This window comes from Curtobacterium sp. DN_7.5 (assembly GCF_022655355.1).
GTDB lineage: Bacteria > Actinomycetota > Actinomycetes > Actinomycetales > Microbacteriaceae > Curtobacterium > Curtobacterium luteum.
The window spans coordinates 416,541-440,504 of the sequence record NZ_CP093378.1; the positions used below are offsets into that span (position 1 = coordinate 416,541).

At 71.2% G+C, this 23,964-nt stretch carries 20 protein-coding genes and 1 tRNA gene; 10 read left to right on the top strand and 11 right to left on the bottom strand.

All coding sequences use genetic code 11. The features are described from left to right. Positions 1-20: 20 nt before the first annotated feature. Positions 21-1,370, top strand: coding sequence for a hypothetical protein (locus MON03_RS02035; protein ID WP_242090211.1), 1,350 nt, complete (start codon positions 21-23; stop codon positions 1,368-1,370). Here MON03_RS02035 and MON03_RS02040 read toward each other — a convergent pair. The 5 genes from MON03_RS02040 to MON03_RS02060 all read right to left on the bottom strand — a co-directional run bounded on the left by MON03_RS02040 (position 1,367) and on the right by MON03_RS02060 (position 5,954). Then, on the bottom strand, positions 1,367-2,329 hold the full coding sequence (locus tag MON03_RS02040) for a helix-turn-helix transcriptional regulator (protein WP_175328846.1): 963 nt from the start codon (positions 2,327-2,329) through the stop codon (positions 1,367-1,369). The two genes, MON03_RS02035 and MON03_RS02040, sit on opposite strands and share 4 nt — an antisense overlap. A gap of 193 nt (positions 2,330-2,522) precedes the next feature. Beyond that, a complete protein-coding gene (locus tag MON03_RS02045; RefSeq protein ID WP_175328845.1) occupies positions 2,523-3,569 on the bottom strand; it encodes an NAD(P)-dependent alcohol dehydrogenase in 1,047 nt (348 codons plus the stop codon). Positions 3,570-3,689: 120 nt separating this feature from the next. Beyond that, the gene (locus tag MON03_RS02050) at positions 3,690-4,709 is read right to left on the bottom strand and encodes a glycerate kinase (RefSeq protein WP_242090214.1); all 1,020 of its coding nucleotides are present in this window, start codon (positions 4,707-4,709) and stop codon (positions 3,690-3,692) included. Positions 4,710-4,738: 29 nt separating this feature from the next. Next, positions 4,739-5,854 (bottom strand): FAD-dependent oxidoreductase, encoded by a 1,116-nt coding sequence (locus tag MON03_RS02055; protein WP_242090216.1) that lies wholly within the window; start codon positions 5,852-5,854, stop codon positions 4,739-4,741. Positions 5,855-5,880: 26 nt separating this feature from the next. Then, positions 5,881-5,954: transfer RNA gene (locus MON03_RS02060), tRNA-Gly, on the bottom strand. A gap of 212 nt (positions 5,955-6,166) precedes the next feature. On the opposite strand from MON03_RS02060, the gene MON03_RS02065 reads away from it, so the two are divergent. After that, positions 6,167-7,258, top strand: coding sequence for a DUF6177 family protein (locus tag MON03_RS02065; protein WP_242090218.1), 1,092 nt, complete (start codon positions 6,167-6,169; stop codon positions 7,256-7,258). Continuing rightward, complete coding sequence (locus tag MON03_RS02070; RefSeq protein ID WP_022903031.1) at positions 7,248-7,595, top strand: hypothetical protein; 348 nt, start codon at positions 7,248-7,250, stop codon at positions 7,593-7,595. The genes MON03_RS02065 and MON03_RS02070 overlap by 11 nt, the downstream gene beginning before the upstream one ends. A 187-nt stretch (positions 7,596-7,782) precedes the next feature. On the opposite strand, the gene MON03_RS02075 is transcribed toward MON03_RS02070, so the two are convergent. Both MON03_RS02075 and MON03_RS02080 read right to left on the bottom strand, forming a co-directional pair. Beyond that, positions 7,783-9,828, bottom strand: coding sequence for a bifunctional copper resistance protein CopD/cytochrome c oxidase assembly protein (locus MON03_RS02075; protein WP_242090220.1), 2,046 nt, complete (start codon positions 9,826-9,828; stop codon positions 7,783-7,785). A 167-nt stretch (positions 9,829-9,995) separates the two neighbouring features. Continuing rightward, on the bottom strand, positions 9,996-11,102 hold the full coding sequence (locus tag MON03_RS02080; protein WP_242090222.1) for a GNAT family N-acetyltransferase: 1,107 nt from the start codon (positions 11,100-11,102) through the stop codon (positions 9,996-9,998). 80 nt (positions 11,103-11,182) lie between these two features. Between MON03_RS02080 and dcd the strand changes: the two genes are divergently transcribed. The 3 genes from dcd (at position 11,183) to MON03_RS02095 (ending at position 12,794) form a co-directional block, all read left to right on the top strand. After that, complete coding sequence (dcd, locus tag MON03_RS02085) at positions 11,183-11,770, top strand: dCTP deaminase (protein WP_022903028.1); 588 nt, start codon at positions 11,183-11,185, stop codon at positions 11,768-11,770. Between the two features lie 167 nt (positions 11,771-11,937). Continuing rightward, positions 11,938-12,453, top strand: a complete 516-nt coding sequence (locus MON03_RS02090) for a helix-turn-helix domain-containing protein (RefSeq protein WP_042726503.1) — start codon at positions 11,938-11,940, stop codon at positions 12,451-12,453. Beyond that, on the top strand, positions 12,450-12,794 hold the full coding sequence (locus MON03_RS02095; protein ID WP_242090225.1) for a HepT-like ribonuclease domain-containing protein: 345 nt from the start codon (positions 12,450-12,452) through the stop codon (positions 12,792-12,794). The genes MON03_RS02090 and MON03_RS02095 overlap by 4 nt, the downstream gene beginning before the upstream one ends. 148 nt (positions 12,795-12,942) lie before the next feature. Here MON03_RS02095 and MON03_RS02100 read toward each other — a convergent pair whose 3' ends face one another. The 4 genes from MON03_RS02100 to MON03_RS02115 form a co-directional block, all read right to left on the bottom strand. Then, complete coding sequence (locus MON03_RS02100) at positions 12,943-14,046, bottom strand: substrate-binding domain-containing protein (protein ID WP_242090227.1); 1,104 nt, start codon at positions 14,044-14,046, stop codon at positions 12,943-12,945. Positions 14,047-14,134: 88 nt separating this feature from the next. Then, a complete protein-coding gene (gene mmsB, locus MON03_RS02105) occupies positions 14,135-15,427 on the bottom strand; it encodes a multiple monosaccharide ABC transporter permease (RefSeq protein WP_242090229.1) in 1,293 nt (430 codons plus the stop codon). Then, positions 15,424-16,947, bottom strand: a complete 1,524-nt coding sequence (gene mmsA / locus MON03_RS02110; RefSeq protein WP_242091493.1) for a multiple monosaccharide ABC transporter ATP-binding protein — start codon at positions 16,945-16,947, stop codon at positions 15,424-15,426. The genes mmsB and mmsA overlap by 4 nt, the downstream gene beginning before the upstream one ends. 459 nt (positions 16,948-17,406) lie before the next feature. Then, entirely contained in the window at positions 17,407-18,426 is a 1,020-nt protein-coding gene (locus MON03_RS02115) for a LacI family DNA-binding transcriptional regulator (protein ID WP_175328833.1), read from the bottom strand. 305 nt (positions 18,427-18,731) lie between these two features. Here MON03_RS02115 and MON03_RS02120 point away from each other — a divergent pair, with 305 nt between their 5' ends. From MON03_RS02120 to MON03_RS02135, 4 genes are all read left to right on the top strand, one after another. Next, positions 18,732-20,018 carry an MFS transporter gene (locus MON03_RS02120; protein WP_022902617.1) on the top strand — a complete coding sequence of 429 codons (1,287 nt, stop codon included), beginning with the start codon at positions 18,732-18,734 and terminating at the stop codon, positions 20,016-20,018. A 26-nt stretch (positions 20,019-20,044) separates the two neighbouring features. After that, on the top strand, positions 20,045-20,821 hold the full coding sequence (locus MON03_RS02125; RefSeq protein ID WP_242090231.1) for an SDR family oxidoreductase: 777 nt from the start codon (positions 20,045-20,047) through the stop codon (positions 20,819-20,821). Between the two features lie 153 nt (positions 20,822-20,974). Continuing rightward, the gene (locus MON03_RS02130) at positions 20,975-22,492 is read left to right on the top strand and encodes an FAD-binding oxidoreductase (RefSeq protein ID WP_242090233.1); all 1,518 of its coding nucleotides are present in this window, start codon (positions 20,975-20,977) and stop codon (positions 22,490-22,492) included. Further along, on the top strand, positions 22,489-23,910 hold the full coding sequence (locus MON03_RS02135; protein ID WP_242090235.1) for an FGGY-family carbohydrate kinase: 1,422 nt from the start codon (positions 22,489-22,491) through the stop codon (positions 23,908-23,910). The genes MON03_RS02130 and MON03_RS02135 overlap by 4 nt, the downstream gene beginning before the upstream one ends. Positions 23,911-23,964: the final 54 nt, after the last annotated feature.

Here is a 23,964-nt window from a genome sequence, read left to right on the forward strand (position 1 = left end):
TCCGGACGCGGTACCTCGCGGTGACCGTCGTCCTCATCGTCGTCGGTGCGCTCGCCGCGGTCGTCGGCGCGCAGCAGGGTCCTCGGCTCCGTGCCGTCTCGTACGACGCCGCCGGGTTGGTGGCGAAGCCGGCCCAGCGCGTGATCCTCACCGCGAACCAGGCCGTCCAAGCGGTGCACCCCGCGGACGTGGTGGTCCGACCGGCAGCGGCCCACACGGTCACGTCGAGCGGGAACACGATCGCCGTCGAGTTCGCCGGACCGCTCGACTACGACCGGTCGTACGAGATCGCGGTCACCGGTGTCCGTGCGCCCGGGCAGTCGTCGAGCGCGACGCTCCGCGCCACCGTGCGCACCGGGAGCACCGACGTCCTCGCGCTCGTCCCCGCTGGACCGGGCGGCGGGAAGGACCGGATCGTCCGACGCTCCCTCGACGCCGGCGGCGCCACGACGGTGTACGCGGACGACGGCATCACGGCGTACGCGCGCCTCGGACGGTCGCTGGTCGTCGTCCGCGACGTCGGCCGAGGTGCCTCGGCGATCGACGTCGTCGGGCTCGCCGGCGGCGTGCAGGACGACGACCTGCCCGTCGAACGGATCACGCTGCCGACCGCCGCAGGAAGGGTGACCGCGCTCCACGCTGCGGACGACGGAGCCTCCTTCGGCTTCCAGTACGCCGACACGTCGTCGGGGCGCTCGACCGACGTCGGCCTCTACGTCGTCGACATGACCGGCACCCACATGCCCGTGGCGATCGCGGCGGACGGCAGACCGACGACCGGCGCCGTCCCGATGACCGTCGCACAGTGGGCGTACGTCCCGCGGACCGAGAGCGCGCTCGTCCGCACCAGTGGCGACGACCTGGTCCTCGTCGACATGAGCGGCTCGGTCGCCGCGGTGCGGCTGGGGAGCGCCACGACCCTGCACGGCTTCGTCGCCTCCGGCACCACGGCCGTGGTCGAGACCGGCACCGGGATCGAGTACCTCGACCTGACCGACGGCCGACGGACGCCCATCGCGACGCCGGAGGGGAGCACGGACGCGCCCTACCTGGGCCGGATCGCGCCCTTGCCCAGCGGGACGTACCTCCGGCTGGTGGGCACTGTCCGCGCGGACGGCACGCTCGACCAACGGATCCTCCTCGTGCGGCCGGCCCGCGCCTCCCGGCTTGCCGTGACCATCCCGTCGGACGCCGGGATCACCGCGGTCTGTCCGTCGCCGAACGGGCAGTTCGCCGCGGTCGTCACCCGGTCCGCGACGAGCGGACTCGTGACGATCGTGGACGCGGCGTCGGGCGCCCTCGAGGCCAGCGTCGCCGCGTCCACCGTCGACTGGTGCGAGGCGCTCCCGACCGGCGACGAGGTGGCCTAGCGCCGCCGGAGCGTGTTCTTCGGGTACTCGCCGAAGCGCTGCAGGAACTCGCTCGAGAAGCGCCCCATGTGGCTGAACCCCCAGCGCCGTGCGACGTCGGCGACGCTGACCTCGCCGGGTTCCGAGCGCAGCAGGTCCTCGTGTGCCCGACGAAGGCGGACCTCGCGCAGGTACTGCATCGGCGTGCGGTCGAGCGCGCGCTGGAACGACTCCTGCAGCCCCCGCACGCTGAGGTCGGCTGCGCGCGCGATGTCGGACACCGTCAGCGGCATCGCGGCGTTCGCGTGGATGTGCTCCACCGCCGCTCGGACACGGCGGTTGCTCCGCGCACCGAAGCGGTCGGGGAGCGCTGGCGCCTGGAAGCGGTAGAGACCGAGGAGCGCACGGGCCACGGAGCGCTGGGACTCGTGCCACGCCAGGGAGCCCGTGCCGCCCTCGCGGTACGTCTGGACGGCACCCGCGACGCTCCGCTGCCACTGCTGGATCGCCGCCTGGCCCGGCTCCACCCCGCGGTGGAACGCGAGGGTGCCGTCGACGAGGTACTGCTCCGCTGCGACGTCGAGCACGAGGGCACGGCTCAGGTGCACGAGCCGCTGGTCCCAGTCGCGGTACTCCATCTCGAAGCGCTGCTCGATCGGGAAGAGCACCGGGACGCCGTGCCGCATGGGAGTCGCGTCGCGGTGGGTGTCGACGGTGGCCGTGCCGGAGTCGATCCACTGGACGACGACCTCGCCCTCGACGGCGACGTCACCGCGGAGGTAGCCGTGCATCTGGGACCGTCGGATGCTCATGTCGCTGTCGCCGATGCCGGCGTAGCGGTACCAGTAGTCGTCGTCGACGTGGGCGGAGTACCAGGCCTTGCCGGCGTACATCCCGGCGAGGTCGTGGATGGCCGAGTCCGTGTCGCTGCCGGCCACGGACACGAGTGCCGTGGTGGTGGGGGTGCAGGTGGTGGACATCCCCCCACTGTCCTCCCCGTTCGGGGGCCCGTCGACCGTCCTGCGCGCGCTGGACGAGCGCGTCGCGGTCTGCGGATGATCGCCCCCGGAGCGGCCCGCGGGGCGGCCCGCGGAGCGTCCTGCGGACGGTCCCGGAACGGACGGGAGGCACGTGGCGGATCCGCCACGTGCCTCCCGTCCCTTGCTGCTCGCGTCAGGCGAGCGTGGCCGCGTCGATCACGAAGCGGTAGCGGACGTCCGAGGACAGCACCCGCTCGTAGGCCTCGTTGATCTGGTCGGCGCTGATGAGCTCGGTCTCCGGCAGGATCCCCTTCTCGGCGCAGAAGTCGAGCATCTCCTGCGTCTCGCGGATGCCGCCGATCGCCGAACCCGCCCAGCTGAGCCGGCGCGGGATGAGCGCGAACGCGGGCACCTCGAGCGGCTCCGACGGCGCACCGACGTTGACGAGCGTGCCGTCGACCTTGAGGAGGCCGAGGTAGGCGCCCATCGGGATCTTCGCCGACACGGTGTTGATGATGAGCTCGAACGAGCCCGCGAGCTCCTCGAACGTCGCCGGGTCCTTGGTCGCGTAGTGGGCCTTCGCGCCGTAGCGGAGCGAGTCCTCCTGCTTCGAGGTGGTCTGCGACAGGACGGTGACCTCGGCGCCGAGCGCGACCGCGATCTTCACCGCCATGTGCCCGAGGCCGCCCATGCCGATCACGGCGACCTTGGAGCCGGGGCCGACGCCCCAGTGGTGCAGCGGCGAGTAGGTCGTGATGCCGGCGCAGAGCAGCGGCGCGACCTTCTCGATGTCGAGCGACTCGGGCACGCGGAGCACGAAGTCCTCGTTCACCACGATCGCCTGCGAGTAGCCGCCCTGGGTGATGCTGCCGTCGGCCGGGTCGACGCCGGCGTAGGTCTGGATGTTGCCCTTGAGGCAATACTGCTCCTCGCCCTTGACGCAGTTCTCGCACTCGCCGCAGGAGTTCACCATGCAGCCGACGCCGACGCGGTCGCCGACCTGGTGCTTGCTGACGTCGGAGCCGACGGCCGAGACGTGGCCGACGATCTCGTGACCGACGACCTGCGGGTACTGGATCTCGCCCCACTCGCCCCGGACGGTGTGGATGTCCGAGTGGCAGATGCCGGCGTAGGCGATGTCGATCTCGACATCGTTCGGACCGAGGTCGCGGCGGGTGATGGTGGTCTTGACGAGCGGCTCCGTGGCGGACGGGGCAGCGTAGGCGTTGACGGTGCGCAAAGGTCTCCTCGTGGGATGGGTCGTCAGCTGACGGAACCGGTTCCGGCTCCGACGGACCAGTGTGCTCCTGCGCGCTGCGGACAGCGTGGTACCGACGGGGTCCCCCTCCTGTGCGGTTCTTCAGGACATCCGGGCGAGTCGTGTCCCCGCGATCGCGGCGAAGCGCAGCGGATCGCGGAGCGCGTCGTCCGGTTCGCCCGTGGTCTGCGTGGCGATCACGGTCAGCGAGGCCGCGGCGGCGAAGGCGTCGAGCGGGGCCTCGATCGCGCCGGCCACGAGCACCGTCCGGGCGTCCGGGGCGTGTCGTCCGGCCAGTTCGCGCACGACCGACACGACCTTGCCCGCGGCACTCTGTCCGTCGAACCGTCCCTCGCCCGTGACGACCACGTCCGCACCGACCAGGAGCGTCGGCAGCCCGAGGACCTCCGCGATCCCGTCGGCACCGCGCACGAGGGTCGCACCCCACGTGAGCAGGCCGAACCCGACCCCGCCCGCGGCCCCCGCGCCCGGCGTCGAGGGGTCGACGTGCGGGAAGCGGGCGGCGAACGCGGACAGCCGGGCGTCGAACTCGGCCACCCGGTCGGGTGTGATGCCCTTCTGCGCCCCGAACACGGCTGCGGCGCCGGACGGGCCGACGAGCGGCGAGGTCACGTCGGTCAGGACGGTCACGCCGTCGCGGGGGAGCGTCCGACCGCCGATGACGTCGAGCACGGAGGCGCCGCCGTCCGTGGACGCGCTGCCCCCGATGCCGAGCACGAGCCCGGTCGCGCCCGCGTCGAGCGCCGCGGCGATCGCCTCCCCGAACCCACGGGAGGTCGCGGTGTCCGGCAGCAGGTGCCCGCCGAGCAGGGGGAGGCCGCTCGTCGCGGCGAGCTCGACCACGCCGCGTCCGTCCGGCAGGCGCAACCACGCGGCGTCGACCGGGTCGCCCGCGGGACCGGTCACCGTCAGCGGCTGCAGCACCGCGTCGGGGAACGCCGCGGCGAAGGCGTCCAGCGTGCCCTCGCCGCCGTCGGCCATCGGCACGACGACGAGGTCGTCGTCGGGACGCTCGGCGCGCCAGCCGTCGGCGATCGCCGCAGCCACGGACGCCGCGGTCGCGGTGCCCTTGAACGAGTCCGGAGCCACCACGATGCGCACCCGACCACCGTAGCGGGACGGGTCCGGCCTCAGCGAGCGAGCGCGAACCGTGGCAGTGGGGCGCCGCCGAGGGCGAGGTCCGCGACGAGCTCGCCGAGGAGGGGCGCGAACTTGAAGCCGTGGCCCGAGAACCCGGTCGCGACGGTGAGCGGACCGCGGCGGTCGATGACGAAGTCCTCGTCCGGCGTGGAGTCGTACAGGCAGCTGATGAACGTCGGCTTCGTCGCGTCCACGCCGGGCACGTACCGCGCCACGTAGGCCTGCAGCCGCTCCGCCTCCGCGGGCACCGGCGCGAAGTCGCGGTGGTCCGGGTCGACGACGGGACCGGTGCCGTGGAAGCCGACCTTCACGCCCTCACCGGGCGTCAGCAGGCCGTAGACCCCGTCGCCCTCGCCCCAGTGCACGAAGCTCGGCCACGCCGCGTCCGGCAGGTGGCTGGGGAAGTGGGCCGGCTGCTCCTGGGTGACGCGGACGGCCGGGAGGCCCGCCCCGCGTCCGGCGAGCAGGGCACCGACCAGCGTGGGGGCCCAGGACCCGACGGCGGCCACCACGGACGCGGTCCGGACCATCTCGACGTCGACGTCATCGCTGATGAACGACACCGTGGCGTCGTCGCCGTGGTCCTCGATGCCCGTGACGCGTGTGCCGAACCGGAGGTCGGCGAGCCCGGTCCGCTCCGCGAGCGTCAGGAAGACCTCGAGCGCCGCGGCGGACCGGATGCGTCCCGCCGTCGCATGCGCCAGGACGTGCCCTTCGAAGGCGATGCCGGGCCACCGGGCAGCGGCGTCCTCGGGCGAGAGCGTCTCGTGCGGGACACCCGCGTCGGTCAGCGCGGCGGCGATCGCGTCGACGGCATCGGGGCGACCGTGGTCCACGGCGCCGGTCCGGTCGATGAGCGTCGTGCCCGACCGCCGCTCGAGCGCTTCCCACAGGTCCAGTGCCCGCGTGGTGAGGTCCACGTACTCGGCGTCGGCGTACCCCTGCCGGAAGATGCGGCTCGCACCGTGCGAGGAACCGCGGTCGTGGCCGCGGTCGTGCTGCTCGAGGAGGAGGACGCGCTCGCCGCGGGCGGTCAGCGCGAACGCCGTCGCGGCGCCGACGATCCCGCCGCCGATGACGACGTGGGTCGTGGGGAGGGAAGCCATGGAGCGAGCGTAGTGCTCGGCGATCGTGGAGCGAGTGACGGGAATCGAACCCGCGCTACCAGCTTGGGAAGCTGGAGTTCTACCATTGAACTACACTCGCGCATCCCGCTCGGCGGGACGTCGACAACCCTACCGGATTCTCCGCTGGAAGCCAGCCGAACGCGCTCCGGGGGCTGCGGGGCGGCCGCGATCCGTGCCTCCAGGCCGGTGTCCGTGTAGGCGCTGTGAGCCGCCCGCCGTGACGGACAGGTGTCGTGCTCGTGTGTACCGTCCAGGGGGATCCGACCGAGTGACGACCCGAGGAGGAACCGGATGGTCAGGCATCCCCTCATCGACGACGTGGTCGGCCCGGCGCTCGTGGTGGACTCGGCATCGTCGGTGGTGTGGCTGACCGACGCGTTCGCCTCGCTGCTCCGCCGCGCCTCGGCCGCGGGCCGGACCGTGGTGCTGCGGACGGGCCCCGGCGCCGCGCTGACACCGGCACTCCGGCATGCCCTCGGTGCGCACGGTGCCGCCTGGGCCGTCGCCGACCACGACGGCACCCTCCGCGACGGCCGGACCGGCGCCGCGGCCTCCGGCATCGAGGACTTCGTGCACCGGGGTCCCGAACTGGTCGGGACCCCGTCGCCCGAGCACCCGGTGTCGTCGGACTCGGTCCGGCAGATCAGCATCGACCTCACCCTCCGGCACCACGAGGGCCGAGCGGTCGACATGGGCTCGGCGATCGAGGCCCTGTGCGACACGGTCGGCGCGTGCCCGACGCGGTGGGGGACCGCCGAGCCGTTGACGGTCCCGTGGGACCGGTGGGTGGTGACGCAGTACGCGAAGCACGAGGCGCCCGCGGTCTCCACGTCCTACGCGATCGGCGACGGCTTCTCGGCGACCATGACCGCGCACCTGCTGGACGGGGTCGTCATCGAGACGATGTCCGCCGTGCTCACGGTGCCGGAGGAGCACGCCGACCCCTCGCTCGCACCGCGCATGTTCGATGCCGTGCAGCGGGTCGCCGACCAGGTCGAGCCCGTCTTCGGCGTGGTGATGCAGCGCCGGGGCGACGCCGACCACCTCGTCCGCGCCGTGTCGCACGGGGAGCCGTCGCCGCTCGCCGTCGTCGTCGGTCCCGAGGCCGCCGAGTTCCTCGACCGTGACGGGGTGTGGCCGCCACCGCGGACCTCGACCACGACCTTCGGGACGCGTGGACGTCACGCGGACGACGACGCCGCCGACGGAACCGACGCGGGGCTCATCGTCCGCTTCGAGGACGGGTGGGAGGCGCTCGAGGCCTTCCTGGACCGCATCGACGAGGACCGCTTCCTGCAGCTGGTCGGCGGCGCACCGCTCGACCCCGCGCACGAGGACGGCCACGTGGGCGCTCCGGTCAGCGGAGGTCCCGGTGCCGCGTGACGTGACGCTCCTCTGCCGGCAGCCGGTGGAGATCCGCGACGTCGCCGAGGCGCTGCTCATGCACGACGAGACCTGGGGCGTCCGAGCCCTCGACGACGGCCCCGTGCTGCAGGTCTGCCGCGACGCGACCCACCCGGTGCTCACCGTGCTCGGGGTGCGGCGGGTGGACGCCTTCGACGAGGTCGAACGGATCCTGCCCGAGGCGCCGACGCTCGAGGTGCCGCTGTGGTGGGTCGACGTGGTGACCCCGGCGGGGCCGGACGGCGAGTCGGGGATCTCCGCGGCGCTCGAGGCCGCGATGGACCTCGATGCCGTCTGTCTCGTCCACGGCGACTGAGCCCGGGCCGTCGGGGCTCGCGTGGCCCGCGGCCGGAGTCGCGGTGCGGCGGTGTCGATCGTCTTCGCACAACCGAAAGCGAACCGAACCAGCGGGATCATCGGCGCGAAGTGACTTTGGTTGTGCGAACGCGAACGCGAACGCGGATCGCAACGCGAACGCGAACGCGAACCGGGCCGGGCGCCGCTCAGTCCCGGTCGTGCATCGCGGCGAGCCGCTCGTTGTACGCCCTGAGGTCGGCGTCGCCGTCGCGGTCGGCCTTCCGGTCGAGCCGCTTGGCGTCACGCGTGTCCGACCGCACCCAGTTCCGCACCACGAGCAGTGCGACGAAGACCATCGGGAGCTCGCCGGCACCCCAGGCGATCCCGCCGCCGGTGTGCTGGTCGGCCAGGAGCGCAGCGTCGTTCGTCTGCCCGAGCGCGTGGAACCAGTCGACCGCGAACACGGACTCGGACGTCATGACGGCCACGCCGAAGAACGCGTGGAACGCCAGCGTCGCGAGCAGCGCGATGATGAGGATGGGGTACTGCGGCCGGGCGGGGCCGGGGTCGACGCCGACGAACACCCAGAAGAACAGGTAGCCGCTCAGGACGAAGTGCACGACCATCACGACGTGCCACTCGTGCGACTGCATCGCGTACTCGAAGGCCGGCGTGAAGTAGAACACCACGAGGGAGCCGGCGAAGACCACCCCGGCGACCGCGGGCTTCGCCATGAACTGCATGTACCGCGAGTGCACGAACAGCATGAGCCACTCGCGGGCGCCGCGCGAGCCGTCGTTGCGCACCGGCAGGGTCCGCAGGGCGAGCAGCACCGGTCCGCCGAGCACGAGCGGCAGCGGCACGAACATCATGAGCAGCATGTGCTGCACCATGTGCGACGAGAAGTGGATCATGCCGTACACGGCCGGTCCGCCCGAGGTCGTCCAGATGAAGAGCGCGCAGCCGACGAGCCACGCGATCGTCCGGCCGACGGGCCAGGCGTCGCCGCGCTTCCGGAGCTTCCGCACCGCGAGCAGGTACCAGACGGCCCCGGTCACGGCGAGCGCGGCCCACACCCAGTCCCAGTGCCACTCGGTGAAGTACGTGTGCAGGGTCTGCGTCGGCGGGTACGGGTAGCCGATGAGCCCGGAGCGGGTGTCGTCGCCGGTCTCGGGAGTCTGGGGGATCGGCGGCTGCGAGCGGGACACCGCCACCGAGACGCCGATCGCCACGGCCATGAACACGATCTCGGCGAGCGCGAACCGGGTGAACGCCCGGCGGTCGAGCGGTGACCGGAGCAACGCCGGCACGAGCCGTCGGCGCTGCACGACCCCCGCGAGCCCGAGCAGCACGAGGATGACGGCCTTCGTCGTGATGAGCCAGCCGTACGGCGTGGTGACCAGGTCGAGCGGGCCGGTGAGACGCAGCGACGCGTTCACGATCCCGGAGAACGCGACGGCCCCGAAGGACCAGCCGGCCAGGGTCGAGTACCGCGACACGACACGACCGGTCGCACCCTTCGTGCGGGTGCGCAGGAGCAGCACTGCGACGAGGCCACCCGCCCAGACGCACACGCCGACGAGGTGCACCGCGAGCGAGTTCACGGCGTTCGCGTGCTCGAGCGACCCGGCGGCGTGGCCGGACAGTGCGAGGGGGAGCAGCGCGAAGAGCGCGAGGACGGTCGCGACGGCCAGGGTCGTCACCCGGGTCGCGAACGTGGCGACGACGGTCGCGAGCAGGACCGCCGCCGCGGAGACCACGAGCGCCTGCCCGATCTCGACCTGGAAGGCGAAGAGCAGGAAGTTGCGCGCGAACACCGGGGAGGTCAGCGGCACGCCGAGCGTGTTCGCCCCGGTGAGCACGATGCCGACGACCGCGGCCAGGAACCACACGCTCCCGGTCGCTGCCGCCCACCGGGTGGCCCGGTGCTGCACGCTCGAGACGGCCCCGTGGTCCTGCTTGCGTGCCGGCAGCGCGAACGCCGCGACGATGAGCAGGCCGATCGTCACCGCCGCCATCGTGTCGTGCACGGCGCGCGCGACGGGCAGGCCGTAGGTGACGAGGTCGCCGGCGGAGACGAGCTGCTGGTCGGAGCCGAACGCGCCGGTCAGCACCATGCCGAGGACGGCGAGGGCTGCGGCGAGGGGGACGGCGATCACCAGGACCGTCGCGACGGTGGACGTGCGCGCGGTGACGGGCGCCGATTCCGGCGCCGCGCCTCCGGACGGGGGTGCGGAGGACGTGACGGTCATGACCGTCCCATGGTAAGCGCCCCAGCCTGGGCCCACGCCGCCGGTTCCCGGGCGACGCGCCAGCGGTGCCCGGGCCGTGCCGGTGGGGAGGGGCGCGGTGTGCGTCCGCAACGCCGGCACAGTCCGGCACAGTCTGGGGCGGACGGGCTCGGCCGCCTCGGGCCGCCTCAGTCCCGGTGCTCCCAGATGCCCTCGCTGCCGACGCCGACGAACCCGACGGCCTCGTTCACGTCGAGCATCGGCCGGTTCTCCTCGGCGTTGAAGGTGATGATCGACGGGCGCCCGGGGAACGCCTGTTCGACGGACGCGATCCCCTCGACCTTGAGCAACCACCCGAGCCGGTGTCCCCGGTGCTCCCGGAGCACGAGCGTGTCCCACTGCATGACCGCCCGACCGGGGTCGTCCGGGACGGCGAGCTGCGAGAACCCGACGAGCGACCCGGAGGCGACGTCCTCCACGGCGACCGTCACCATCGTCCGCGGGGCCAGGTCGAACTCGGCCTCCTGCTCACGGAGGCGGTCGGCGTCCCAGACGTCCTCCGGCTCCTCCATGTCCCCCTCGGGTGCGTCGGTCGACATCCGCGTGCGCAGCAGGGCGACGCCGTCGAGCCAGCGCTCGGGAGTGCGCCCCGTCCACCGGTGCGTCCGGTACGCGTCCCCGGCGGCCGACACCGCTCGCGCCCGCGCCGCGCCGACCACCGCGACGTCCGCCGGCAGCGCGAGCCGACTGATCCGGTTCACCTGCCCGAACCGCCACCCGCGGCGGGTGAGGAAGCGGACCCCCGCCTCGTCGGCGGGGACCGCGCCGTGGCCCGTCGGCGCCTGCAGGAACCCGTCGCCCGACGCGGGGCCGACCTGCCGCGACACCGCGTACGTCTTCCACTGCGTCCGACCCTGCTCCCGTGCGATCCGCTCGACGTGGTCGGCCAGCAGGGTGCCCACGCCGCGGCCCTGGTGCGCCGGGTCGACGCCGACGGCGAGCCAGCAGTTCGTCGTCCCCGGCTCCTCCTTCGAGTCGTACGAGGCCGCGCCGACGACCGTGCCCGAGGCGTCCCGCGCGACGAAGAGCCGGCTCGGGGCGCCGGGTGTGTGGCACATCGGCAGGTACTCGTCGGCGGTCCAGGCCAGCTCGGGGAGCCCGTGCACGGCGGCCTCCGCGCGGTCGGACACCGCGAGCCATGCCCGGAAGGCCGCCACCCGGGCGGGGTCGTCGTGCATCGTGGTGGGGACGTCGAGCTCCTCGACGGTGTACGGCGGTCGGCCGGCGGTCGTCATCGTCCTGCTCCTGTTCGCTCCCCGACCCTGGGCAGCCTGACAGGATATCGATGCGGTCCCCCGGCCGCTAGGCTTCCAGCGTGCTGCTCTCCGACCGCGACATCACCGCCCAGCTCGCCGACGGACGCATCGGGCTCGACCCGTACGACGCGTCGCTCGTGCAGCCCTCGAGCATCGACGTCCGGCTCGACAAGTACTTCCGGCTGTTCGACAACCACAAGTACCCCCACATCGACCCGGCCGAGGACCAGCCCGAGCTCACCCGCCTGGTGGAGACCGACCCGGACGAGGCGTTCGTCCTGCACCCGGGGGAGTTCGTGCTCGGGTCGACGTTCGAGGTCGTCAGCCTGCCGGACGACATCGCGGCGCGCCTCGAGGGCAAGAGCTCGCTCGGACGCCTCGGTCTGCTGACGCACTCGACGGCCGGCTTCATCGACCCGGGCTTCTCGGGTCACGTGACGCTCGAGCTCTCGAACGTCGCGACGCTGCCGATCAAGCTCTGGCCGGGCATGAAGATCGGGCAGCTCTGCTTCTTCCAGCTCTCCAGCCCCGCCGAGAAGCCGTACGGCTCGGCCGAGTACCAGTCCCGCTACCAGGGGCAGCGGGGCCCGACGGCGTCCCGGTCGGCGCAGAACTTCCACCGGACGGACGTCTCCACGCGCGACTGACCGCAGGCGCATCGACTGACCGCAGGCGCATCGACTGACCGCAGGCGCATCGACTGACCGCAGGCGCATCGACGCTCCGCGATATAGCAGGAGCAATCCCAGCAGTGCATTGTGGCGAACCGCAGTGCATGGGTCGCAACATTTCGCATTCTGTGTATCGTGGCCGCATGTCCGCAGTCCTCCCCAGGCCCGCGCCGCCAGTGTCGGCGGCCGAGCTCATCCGTGGCGCCCGCGTCCGCGCGGAACTGACCCAGGTGCAGCTCGCCGTCCGGGCCGGCGTCACGCAGAGCGTCATCAGCACCTACGAGAACGGTCGTCGTGACCCGTCGCTGGCGGCGCTGCAGCGGCTGCTGCGCGCGGCCGGCTTCACGGCGACCATCGAACTCGAGCCGATCGAGGAGCCGCCGCCGCTGCGGGAACGGGTCGCCGCCGCCCGGTCCGAGCTCCGCGACATCGTGCACCGGTTCGGTGGCCGGAACCCGCGCCTCTTCGGGAGCGTCGCGCGGGGTCAGGACGGGCCGGAGAGCGACGTCGACCTCATGGTGGACCTCGGGACGGGTCTCGGGATCTTCGCGCTGATGCGGATGCAGGACGAGGCCGAACAGCTGCTGTGCGCCCGGGTCGACGTGGTCGACGCCGCTGGGATGGACCCGCGGGTCGTGCGGGAGGCGGTCCCACTGTGACCCGGGGGACGGGGGAGCGCCTGGACGACGTCGTCCGGGCGTGCGAGCTGATCCGCGGCTACGTCGGTGACGACGCGCTCCCGGAACTGCTCGTGTACGACGCCGTCCGGATGCGACTCGTCGAGATCGGCGAGGCGGTGCGCATGCTGCCGGACGAACTGACCGCCGCCGAGCCGAGCATCCCGTGGCGGAAGGTCTCGCTCCTCGCCGAGCGGCTCACCCGGCGTTCGTTCGACACCACGCCCGCGGTGGTCCTCGGCACCGCGCGGACCGACGTCCCGCACCTCTGCGCGGCGGCTCGGCGCCTGCGGGCGGCCCACGTCGACGACGTGGCCGTCTGACGGCCGGGAGGCGCGGGGCGGGCCGGCACCGTGCCTCCCGGGCGGTGCGCGGTCGCGCCGTGAGCAGTCGCGGTGTGGACGCGGGACGGCCCCGTCTCGCGGTGCGAGACGGGGCCGTCCGTGTGCTGTGTGTGCGGCAGTGCTGCGATCAGCCCTGCTTGGCGAGCTGCTCGAGCGTGTCGTTGCCCTTGTAGGCCTCGACCGCGTTGTCCTTCGTGACGAGGATCGGGGTGAGCTCGACCGTCGGGACGACCTTCACGCCGTTGTCGTTGTTCTTGTCGGAGACCGTCTTCGGGGTCTTGCCGTCAGCGAGGTCCGACACCAGGTCGATGGCGGCCTGGGCCTCCTCCGTGGTGTTCTTGTAGATCGTCGAGTACTGCGTGCCCTTCATGATGAGCGGGATCGACGCGGTCTCGGAGTCCTGACCGGTGATGACGGGGGTGTCCTTGCCGGCGGCCTTCGTCGCGGTCAGGATCGCCCGGGCGAGGGTGTCGTTCGGCGAGAGGACGCCGTCGAGCTTGGTGCTGCCCGAGTAGTACTGCGAGAGGAGGTCCGTCATGCGCGACTGGGCGTTCTGCGCGAGCCAGCCCTTGGTCTGGACCTTCTGGAAGGTCTCCTGGCCGGACACGACCTTGACCGTGCCGTCCTTGATCTTCGGCTCGAGCACGTCCATCGCACCGTTGAAGAAGACGGTCGCGTTGGCGTCGTCAGCCGAACCCGCGAAGAGCTCGATGTTGTAGGGGCCGTTGCCCTTCTTGGCCTTGAGGCCGTCGAGGAGCGCCTGCGCCTGGAGCTGGCCGACCTTGAAGTTGTTGAACGCCACGTAGTAGTCGACGTTCTTCGTGTTCAGGATGTTGCGGTCCCAGGCGATGACCGTGGCGCCCTGCGCCTTGGCCGCCTTGACCTGCGAGCCGAGCTGCGAGCCGTCGGCCGCACCGATGATGACGGCCTTGGCGCCCTTGGTGACCATGCTCGAGATCTGCGACTGCTGGTCGGGGACCGGGTTGCCGGCGTTGGCGTACTGGATGTCGGCCTTGAAGCCGGCGTCCTCGATCGACTTCTTGAACGCGGCGCCCGCGAGCACCCAGTTCTGCGAGGTCTTCGCCGGCAGCGCGACGCCGATGAGGTCGCCCTTCTTGATGGTCGCACCCGAGCTGCTGCCCGAGTCCGAGGTTCCGCGTGCGGAGCAGCCGCTGAGGGCGAGGCCCGCGACGAGGGCCAGACCGATGCCGGCGATGAGCTTCTTGCGCATGAGATTGCTTTCTCTTCGTTGAGGGGTTGGTGCTGTGGTGATGGGGATTCGTGCGCCGGGCGGACGGGTGCCCGCCCGGCGCCACGTGCTACTGGACGTTGACCTTCTCCGGCTGGTCCTCGATGGACCGCGGCTGCTGGGCAGCGACCGTGTTCTGCTCGGTGTCCTTGCGCTGGAACTGGCGCATCATGCCGCCGATCAGCGAGGGACGACCCTGGGACTTGGAGTAGACGTCGAATGCGACGGCGACGAGCAGGACGAGACCACGGATGATCTGGACCTTGTTCGACTCGATGCCCATGAGCTGGAGGCCGTTCGACAGGAGCGCCATGACGAGACCACCGATGATGGAGCCCGAGATGGTGCCGATGCCACCGGCGACCGCGGCGCCACCGACGAACACGGCGGCGATCGCGTCGAGCTCCCAGCCGGTGCCGTCCGCGGGGCCCGAGGCGTTCGAGTACCCGACGAAGACCATGCCGGCGATGGCGGCGAGGACCGACATGTTCGCCATGACGAAGAAGTTGACCTTGCGGGCGCTGACGCCGGAGAGGACGGCCGCGTTCGAGTTGCCGCCGACCGCGTAGACCTGGCGACCGAAGATCGTGTTCTTCGTGATGAAGCCGTAGAGGATCGTGAGGACGCCGAGGATGATCGCGACGATCGGGACCGAGGTGCCGACCGGGCCGGCGCCGAACAGGTAGGTCGCGATGAGCGTGACGACGACGAGCACACCGGTGCGGACCACGGAGACCCACAGCGGCGGGACCTCGGCCTGCATCTTGCGACGGCGGGCGCGGCCGCGGATCTCGATGACGATGAGCGCGATGATCGTCGCGAGGCCGATGAGCAGCGTGCCGTTCGAGTAGGTCGTGTTCGGTCCGAAGTCGGGGAGGAAGCCCGCGCCGATGCCGTTGTAGGAGTCCGGCGTCGGCACCGAGGTCGACTGGCCGATGATCTGGTTCGCACCGCGGAAGATGAGCTGACCGGCCAGCGTCACGATGAACGCGGGGACCCGGACGAACGCCACCCAGAAGCCCTGCCACGCGCCGACGAGCGCGCCGACGCCGAGGCCGAGCAGGATCGCCGCCCAAGCGGGCCACTGCCAGACGGACATCGACTGCGCGACGATGATGCCGACGAACGCCGCGACCGAACCGACCGAGAGGTCGATGTGGCCCGCGATGATCACCATCACCATGCCGAGCGCGAGGATGAGGATGTAGGAGTACTGCAGGAACAGGTTGATCACGTTGGTGGGCTCGAGGATGAGCCCGTTCGTGCGCCATGCGAAGAAGGCGACGATCACGATCAACGCGATGATCATGCCGTACTGGCCGATGCTGTTGCCCTTGCCGAAGAGCAGTCTGAGGTTCTTCATGAGACGAGTGCGCCCTTCCGCGCGGAGGTCATGCTGCGCATGAGGGTTTCGGGGTCTGCCTGGTCCGCGGGGACGTCGGCCGTGATCTGGCCCTCGAAGATCGTGTAGATCCGGTCCGAGAGGCCGAGGAGTTCGGGGAGCTCGGAGGAGATGAGGATGATGCCCTTCCCCTCCGCCGCGAGCTGCTGGATGATGCCGTAGATCTCGAACTTCGCGCCCACGTCGATGCCGCGGGTCGGCTCGTCGAGGATGAGCAGGTCGGGGTCGGTGAACATCCACTTCGACAGGACGACCTTCTGCTGGTTCCCGCCGGAGAGCTTGCCGACGTTCTCCTCGACCGTCGGCACCTTCGTGCGGAGCAGCTTCCGGTAGCGCTCGGCGACGCTGTACTCCTCGAGGGAGTCGACGACGCCGGCCTTCGAGATCTTCGGCAGGTCCGCCGAGACCGTCGACCGCTTCACCGTGTCGAGCAGGTTGAGACCGAGCGCCTTGCGGTCCTCGGAGACGTAGCCGATGCCGTTCTCGATCGCCTGCTGGACGTTCGCGACCTTGATCTCGCGGCCGTCCTTGATGATCTCGCCGCCGAGCCAGGTGCCGTACGACCGACCGAAGATGCTCATCGCGAGCTCGGTCCGACCGGCGCCCATGAGGCCGGCGAAGCCGACGATCTCGCCGCGCTTGACGTGGAAGTTCGAGCCCTTGCAGACCAGGCGCGACGGGTCGAGCGGGTGCTGCACGGTCCAGTTGCGGACCTCGAAGAAGGTCTCGCCGATCTTCGGGGTGCGGTCCGGGAAACGGCTCTCGAGCGAGCGGCCGACCATGCCGCGGATGATGCGGTCCTCGTTGACGCCGTCGCCCTTCACGTTGAGGGTCTCGATCGTCTTGCCGTCACGGATGATCGTGATCTCGTCCGCGATCTGCTCGATCTCGTTGAGCTTGTGGCTGATGATGATGCTCGCGATGCCCTTGGACTTCAGCCCGACGATGAGGTCGAGCAGGTGCTGCGAGTCGTTCTCGTTGAGCGCCGCGGTCGGCTCGTCGAGGATGAGGAGCTTGACGTCCTTGTGCAGGGCCTTGGCGATCTCGACGAGCTGCTGCTTGCCGACGCCGATGTTCTTGATCTGCGTGTCCGGGTCCTCGTCCAGGCCGACACGGGCGAGCAGGTCCTGGGCGCGGAGCTGGGCGCTCGTCCAGTCGATCACGCCGAACTTCGACGGCTCGTTCCCGAGGAAGAGGTTCTCGGTGATCGAGAGCTCCGGGATGAGCGCGAGCTCCTGGTGGATGATGACGATGCCGGCCTGCTCGGACTGCTTGATGTCCTTGAACCGGACCTCTTCGCCCTCGTAGACGATCTCGCCGTCGTAGGTGCCGTACGGGTACACGCCCGACAGCACCTTCATCAGGGTCGACTTGCCGGCACCGTTCTCGCCGCAGATCGCGTGGATCTCGCCGGCACGGACGGTGAGCGACACCTCGGAGAGGGCCTTCACGCCCGGGAACTCCTTGGTGATCGACCGCATCTCGAGGATGGTCTCGGCTGCGGTCACCGACCTCGTCGCGAGGGGGTCCTCGACCTGGTCGGGGCCCTGTGGGGTTGACGCCACGGTGCATCTCCTTCTGCCGCTCCAGCGCGGCAGTCATTCGGGTTGACACTGCGGCAGCGGGGGCGCAGTCACCTGCGTGGACCCCGTTGTCGCGTCCGGTGCCCCTGCCGTGTGACGGTCCATGTGAACGGTCACATCGGCTGGAACGGGGGCAATCCTACGCACAGGGGTCCCGATGCTGTCAATTCGTCTTTGTCGCGTTTGTGTAACGGCCCGCGTCGAGCGGCGGAACGCGCCGCGTCACGTCCCCCGGTGTGGGGTGGTGCGGCGCGCGGATGCGGACTTCCGCACGGTCCGGCCGGGAGGCGCGGGGCGGCCCCGGCATGCGCCTCCAGGCCGTCGCGTGGGCGCGTCGGCGACCGCTGCCAGGGCGCGTCAGCGTGAGCGCGGCGCGCTCGTCGAGCCGCGGACGACGAGCTGCGGCACGATGTCGATCGGCCGGAGCTGCTCGTCGTCGCGGGGGAGCAGGAGGTCCACGCAGCGCCGCCCGAGCTCGGCGAAGTCGACCTGCACGGTCGTCAGCGGCGGCCAGAAGTGCTTCGCCTCGGGGATGTCGTCGTAGCCCACCACCGAGAGGTCGCCGGGCACGTCCAACCCGTAGGAGCGCGCGGCGTGCATGAGCCCGAGCGCCATCTGGTCGTTCGAGCAGAACACCGCGGTGCAGTCCCGCCAACGGAGGAGCTCCCGGCCGGCGTGGTAGCCGAAGTCGGCGGTCCAGTCCCCGAGGATCGGCGCCACGACGGGCATGTCGCGGTCGGACATCTCCCGGAGGAAGCCCTGCATCCTCGCGTCCGCCTCGATCCAGTCCTGCGGCCCGGCGATGTGCCGGACGTACTCGTGTCCGAGGTCGAGCAGGTGCGCGGTGGCGAGCCGGGCGCCCTCCATCTGGTCCACCCAGAGCGCGGTGGGGTCCTCGCCGACGCTCGCGCGCATCGTGACGTAGGGCGTCCGGATGCCGAGCTCCTCGATGAGGTCGAACACCTTCTGCTGCGGGGCGATCACGACGATGCCCTCGACGTCGAGGTCGAGCAGACGCTGGATGCTCTCGCGCACCGCCTCGTCGGTCGTCTCGGTCAGGGTCGAGGTCGTGACGTTGTACCCGCGGGCGACCGCCGCGTCCTCGATCGCCTGCAACGCGACCGCGGGTCCGTAGTGGGCGCGGCGTGCGGTCAGGACCCCGATGGTGTGCGTCCGGCTCGTCACCAGCGCCCGCGCGGCCCGGTTCGGCCGGTACTGCAGTTGCTCCATCGCCGCGAGGACCCGGTCGCGCGTCTCGGCGCGGATGGCGTCGGAGTTGTTCAGGACCCGCGAGACCGTCTGGTGCGAGACCCCGGCGACCCGTGCGACGTCGCGGATGCTGGGCGCACGCGACTGCTGTGCTCGCGTCGACGCCATTGCTGCTCATTCCCGCCCGGTGTCGTGGCACGTCGATGTGCACGTTCACATTCCGGGCCTGATCATTATGCACGTCCGCGTGCCGAGCGCCACCCGGGAGCCGGGAGCAGGTTGTGCCGTCCGACCGACCTGGGGTAGCGTTCACCCCGTATCCGGCATATCGCGGATCACCACAACTGCAGATCGGCCGTCCGCCCGAGGACGGCAGTCGCTCCAGACCTCAGAGAACAGCGGCACCCGCAGCGCACCAGCGCTGGGGTGTCGCTGTTCTTTTTTTGTCCCCCGATCACCACGAAGGAGTGGTCTTGACCAAGTCCCGCAGACTGACGAGCTTCATCGTCCTGTCGATGACCGGTGGCGCGATCTTCCAGGTCGCCTACATCCGGTTCGTCTTCCTCGCCGACACGGCGCACGCCCTCGGTCTCTCGATCCAGCGCTACGGCGAGGTGACGAGCATCTTCGGCGCCGTCGCCGTGGTCATGTACTTCTGCGGCGGGTGGTTCGCCGACCGGTTCTCGCCGAAGGTCCTCATCGTGGTCGCACTGGCCGGCATGGGGGTCGTCGACCTCTGGCTGTCGACCGTGCCGGACGAGACCGGCGTCGTCGTGGCGCACGTGTTCATGGCGGTGCTCGGCATGGGCCTCTACTGGTCGTCGCTGGTCAAGCTCGTGTCGATGCTCGGCTCGGCGGACGAGCAGGGGTGGCTGTTCGGCTGGCTCGAGGGCATCCGCGGCATCACGTCGACGGTGGTCGGGTTCGTCGGCGCCGCCGTCGTGGCCGCGGCGATCGCCGAGTCCGCCGGCGTCCTCGCGGTGATGCGGATCTACGGCGTGCTCTGCCTCGTGTTCGCGGTGCTGGTCCTGCTCGTCGTGCGGGTCGACCGGGCCGCGCTCGACGGCGTCGGGAAGCAGGCCGTCTCGCTCCGCCAGCTCGTCGCGGCCGCGCGGAACAGGTACACCTGGCTGATCGGTGCCTCGATCATGCTGATGTACTGCTTCTACACGCTGCTCGGGTACCTGACGCCGCTGCTGCAGTACGGCTACGCGGTGCCCGTCGTGCTCCTCGGCGCGATCGGCGTCGTCCGCACCTACGTCTTCCAGATCCTCGGCGGACCGGCCGGCGGCGCGCTCGTCGCCCGCTGGACGAAGTCGTCGCCGGCGTTCCTGCGCTGGGCGTTCGTCGTCGCCGCCGCGAGCGCGCTCGGGTTCCTCCTCGTGCCCCAGCGGCCCGCGCTCGTCTGGGTCGCGGTCGTGCTCATGGTCGTGATGTGCCTCGCGGTGTTCACCGCGCGCGGCGTCTACTGGGCCCAGGTCGGCGAGGTCGAGGTCCCGCTCGCCCAGCGCGGCGGCGTGATCGGGCTGGCGTCCGGCATCGCCTACCTGCCGGACGCGTTCCTGCCCGCCCTGGCGGCCTGGTGGGTCGGCGACCCCGCGAACGACGTCCCGCAGCAGGGCGGCGGCTACACGACGATGTTCGCCGTCCTGCTCGGCGCGGCACTCCTCGGCGTCGTCACCACCACGGTCACGATGCGCCTCCGCGCCCGTGACCGTGCACGCCGCCCGCAGGACGACGCCGTCGTCGCCGCGGCCTGACCTCCACCACGAAAGGACCCCTCCCCATGGACATCCGCGACTTCTCGCTGGACCTCTTCTCCCTCGCGGGCAAGCGCGCCGTCGTCACCGGCGGGAACTCGGGCCTCGGCCAGGCGTTCACGCTCGCCCTCGCCAAGGCCGGCGCGGACGTCTTCGTGCCGAGCGTCGTCGACGACGACGGCACGACCCGCGAGCTCGTCGAGGCCGAGGGACGTCGGTACGCGTTCCTCCAGGTCGACCTCACCGCGCCCGACGCCCCGGAGCGCATCGTCGCCGAGTGCGAGCGTGCCCTCGGCGGCATCGACGTGCTGGTGAACTCGGCGGGCATCTGCCTGCTCGACGACGTCGAGGCGTTCGACCGCGCCAAGTGGGACCCGATGGTCGCGGTCAACCTCACCGCGCCGTTCGCCCTCGGCCACGCGGTCGCGAAGCGCTTCGTCGCGCAGGGCTCCGGGAAGATCATCAACATCGCGTCGCTGTTCGCGTTCCTCGGCGGCCAGTGGTCCCCGGCCTACGCGGCGACGAAGCACGGGATCGTCGGCTTCACGAAGGCGTACTGCGACGAGCTGGCGCAGCACGGCGTCCAGGTGAACGCGATCGCGCCCGGGTACTTCGCCACGAAGATCACCGAGCAGACCCGGTCGAACCCCGAGACGAACCGGCGCGTCCTCGACCACATCCCGGCCGGGCGCTGGGGCGACGTCGCCGACCTCATGGGCGCGACGGTCTTCCTGGCCTCCCGCGCCTCCGACTACGTCAACGGGCACACCCTGACCGTCGACGGGGGGTACCTGGTGCGCTAGCGCGACCACCCGGCGGACGCACGGCGCGCGACGACCCCGCCACGCGCCTCCCGTCCGACGGCACCCCAGCCACGCACCCAGCGCAACGAACCGCACCCAGCGCAACGAACCGCACCCAGCGCAACGAACCGCACCACCGGAAGGACCACCACCATGATCGAATCGATCGCCACCCTCGACCGGGCCGAGATCCTCGCCCACCTGGCCACCGTCGTCCGCCCCGAGCAGATCGACACCGACGAGCAGCACCTGCTCGACGCCAGTGTCGACCGCTTCAAGAAGTACCAGGCGGTGCACGGCATCCACGACGCCCCGACCCCCGTCGCCATCGTCAACGCGGAGTCCACCGAGGACGTCGCCGCCGTCCTCGCCTTCGCCGACGAGCACCTCGTCAACGTCGTCCCGCGGACCGGTCGCACCGGCACCGAGGGCGGCCTCGAGACGAGCGTGGTGGACACGATCGTGCTGGACTGCTCCCGCATGGACGCGGTGCTGCGCATCGACCCCGAGAACATGCAGGCCACCGTGCAGGCGGGGGTGCCGCTCCAGCGCCTCGAGGACGAGCTCCGACAGCAGGGCCTGACCACGGGCCACTCGCCCCAGTCCAAGCCGCTCGCGCAGTACGGCGGGCTCGTCGCGACCCGGTCGATCGGGCAGTTCTCGACGCTGTACGGCGCGATCGAGGACATGGTCGTCGGACTCGAGGCCGTGTTCCCCGGTGGCCGGGTGCGCCGGATCAAGGCCGTGCCGCGCCGGTCCGCCGGGCCGGACATCCGCCACGTCGTCATCGGCAACGAGGGCGCCCTCTGCGTCATCACCGAGGTCACGATCAAGGTGTTCCGGTACCAGCCGGAGAACAACGAGTTCCACGGCGCACTCGTCGACGACATGCGGACCGGCATCGCGATCCTCCGCGAGGTCATCGTGAACGGCTTCCACCCGTCGGTCGTCCGCCTCTACTCGCCGGAGGACGCGAACCAGCACTTCTCGCACTTCTCGAACGGCAAGTGCGTGGTCGTGTTCGTCGCCGAGGGCCCGGCCGGGATCGTCCGTGCGACCTCCGCGGAGATCCAGCGCGTCCTCGGCCAGCACCCGCACGAGCCGGTCGACCCGGCACTCATCGAGGCGTGGTTCGACCAGCTCAACTGGGGGCAGGACAAGATCGACGCCGAGAAGCGCACGATGCTCCAGGACCGCCACCTCGGCTACACCACCGAGATCTCGGCGGACTGGTCGGCCGTGTGCGACGTGTACGACGCCGTGATGCACCGCATCCGCACCGAGTACCCGCACGCCGACGACCTCACGATGCTCGGCGGCCACTCCTCGCACAGCTACCAGACCGGCACGAACATGTACTTCGTGTACGACTACCGGATCGACTGCTCCCCGGAGGAGGAGATCGAGAAGTACCACATCCCGCTCAACGCGATCATCGTGGAGGAAGCCCTGCGCCACGGCGGATCGATGGTCCACCACCACGGCGTCGGCAAGTACCGCACGCCGTGGGTCGAGGAGGAGCACGGTTCGGCCTTCGCGATCATGCGGGGGCTCAAGGAGCAGTTCGACCCGAAGGGCATCATGAACAAGGGCACGATCTTCCCGGCCCCCGGTGCGATCCAGCCGGCCGCGGCCGACCCGGACACGCGGTTCGGGAACGTCCGCGCATGACCCGGTACCTCGTCGGCATCGACAACGGCTCGCAGTCGTCGAAGGTCACGGTCTTCGACGAGCGGGGCGGGGTCGTCGCCGAGGGGCGGGTCCCGCTGCGGCCGAACCACACGCCGGAGCCGGGTGTGGTCGAGCACCCCGACGACGACCTCTGGGACTCGATCGCGGCGGCGTGCCGACTCGCGATGGCGGCCTTCCCGGGCGACCCGTCCGACATCGTCGGCGTCGGCCTCTGCACGATCCGGTTCTGCCGGGCCGTGCTGCGCGCCGACGGGTCCCTCGCGCAGCCCGTGATGAGCTGGATGGACGCCCGGGTCAGCGGCCCGTTCGTGGCGGAGCACGACGACGTGGCGTACGTCACGACGTCGTCCGGGTACGTCACCCACCGGCTGACCGGTGCCTTCCGGGACACCGCGGCGAACTACCAGGGCTCGTGGCCGATCGACACGGACACCTGGCGGTGGGCGGACGACCCGGCCCGGTACGCGGCGACGGGCCTGGACCGGTCGCAGCTCTTCGAGCTCGTCGACCCCGGCGCGGTCCTCGGCACCGTGACGGCGGACGCCGCGGCGGCGACCGGGCTCCCGGAAGGGCTGCCCGTGGTCGCGACGGCGAACGACAAGGCGGTCGAGGCCCTCGGGTGCGGACTCCTCGACCCGTCGACGCTGCTCGTCTCGCTCGGCACGTACATCGCCGGTATGTCGGTGGGGGAGCGGAACATCACGTCGGCCACCGACTTCTGGACGAACTTCGGCTCCGAGCCCGGCCGCTGGCTCTACGAGTCCGGCGGGATCCGTCGGGGGATGTGGACGGTCAGCTGGTTCCGGGACCTGCTCGGGCCCGGTGCTGTCGCCGCGGCCGGAGACGAGCGCGTCGAGGACGTCCTGAACCGCGAGGCCGCGCAGGTGCCGCCCGGGTCGGACGGCCTGCTGACGGTGCTCGACTGGCTCGCGCCGACGGACGCCCCGTTCCGCAAGGGCTCGATGCTCGGGTTCGACGGTCGGCAGGGGCGCGCCCACGTGTACCGGTCGATCCTCGAGGGCATCGCCATGACGATGCGCAACCGGGCCGACGCGATGGGCGTCGAGCTCGGCACGCGGTACGAGCGCGTCGTGGTCTCGGGTGGCGGCTCGTCCTCGGACCTCATGATGCAGGTCATGGCCGACGTGTTCCAGCGGCCCACGATCCGGGTGGTCGGGGACAGTGCCGCGGGCCGTGGTGCAGCCATCTGCGCCGCCGTCGCGACCGGCGTGCACCCGTCGTTCGACGCGGCGGCGGCCGCGATGGTCGTCGAGCGCGACCGGTTCGCGCCGCACCCGGAGCACGCCGCGGTGTACGACGCGCTGCGTGCGGTGCACGCGGACGTCACCGCGCACACCGACGCGGTCTACCGCCGGACGGCGGCCATCGTCGGCTGACGTGACGGTTCACGGGCCTGGAGGCGCGGTGTCGGCCGGCACCGCGCCTCCAGG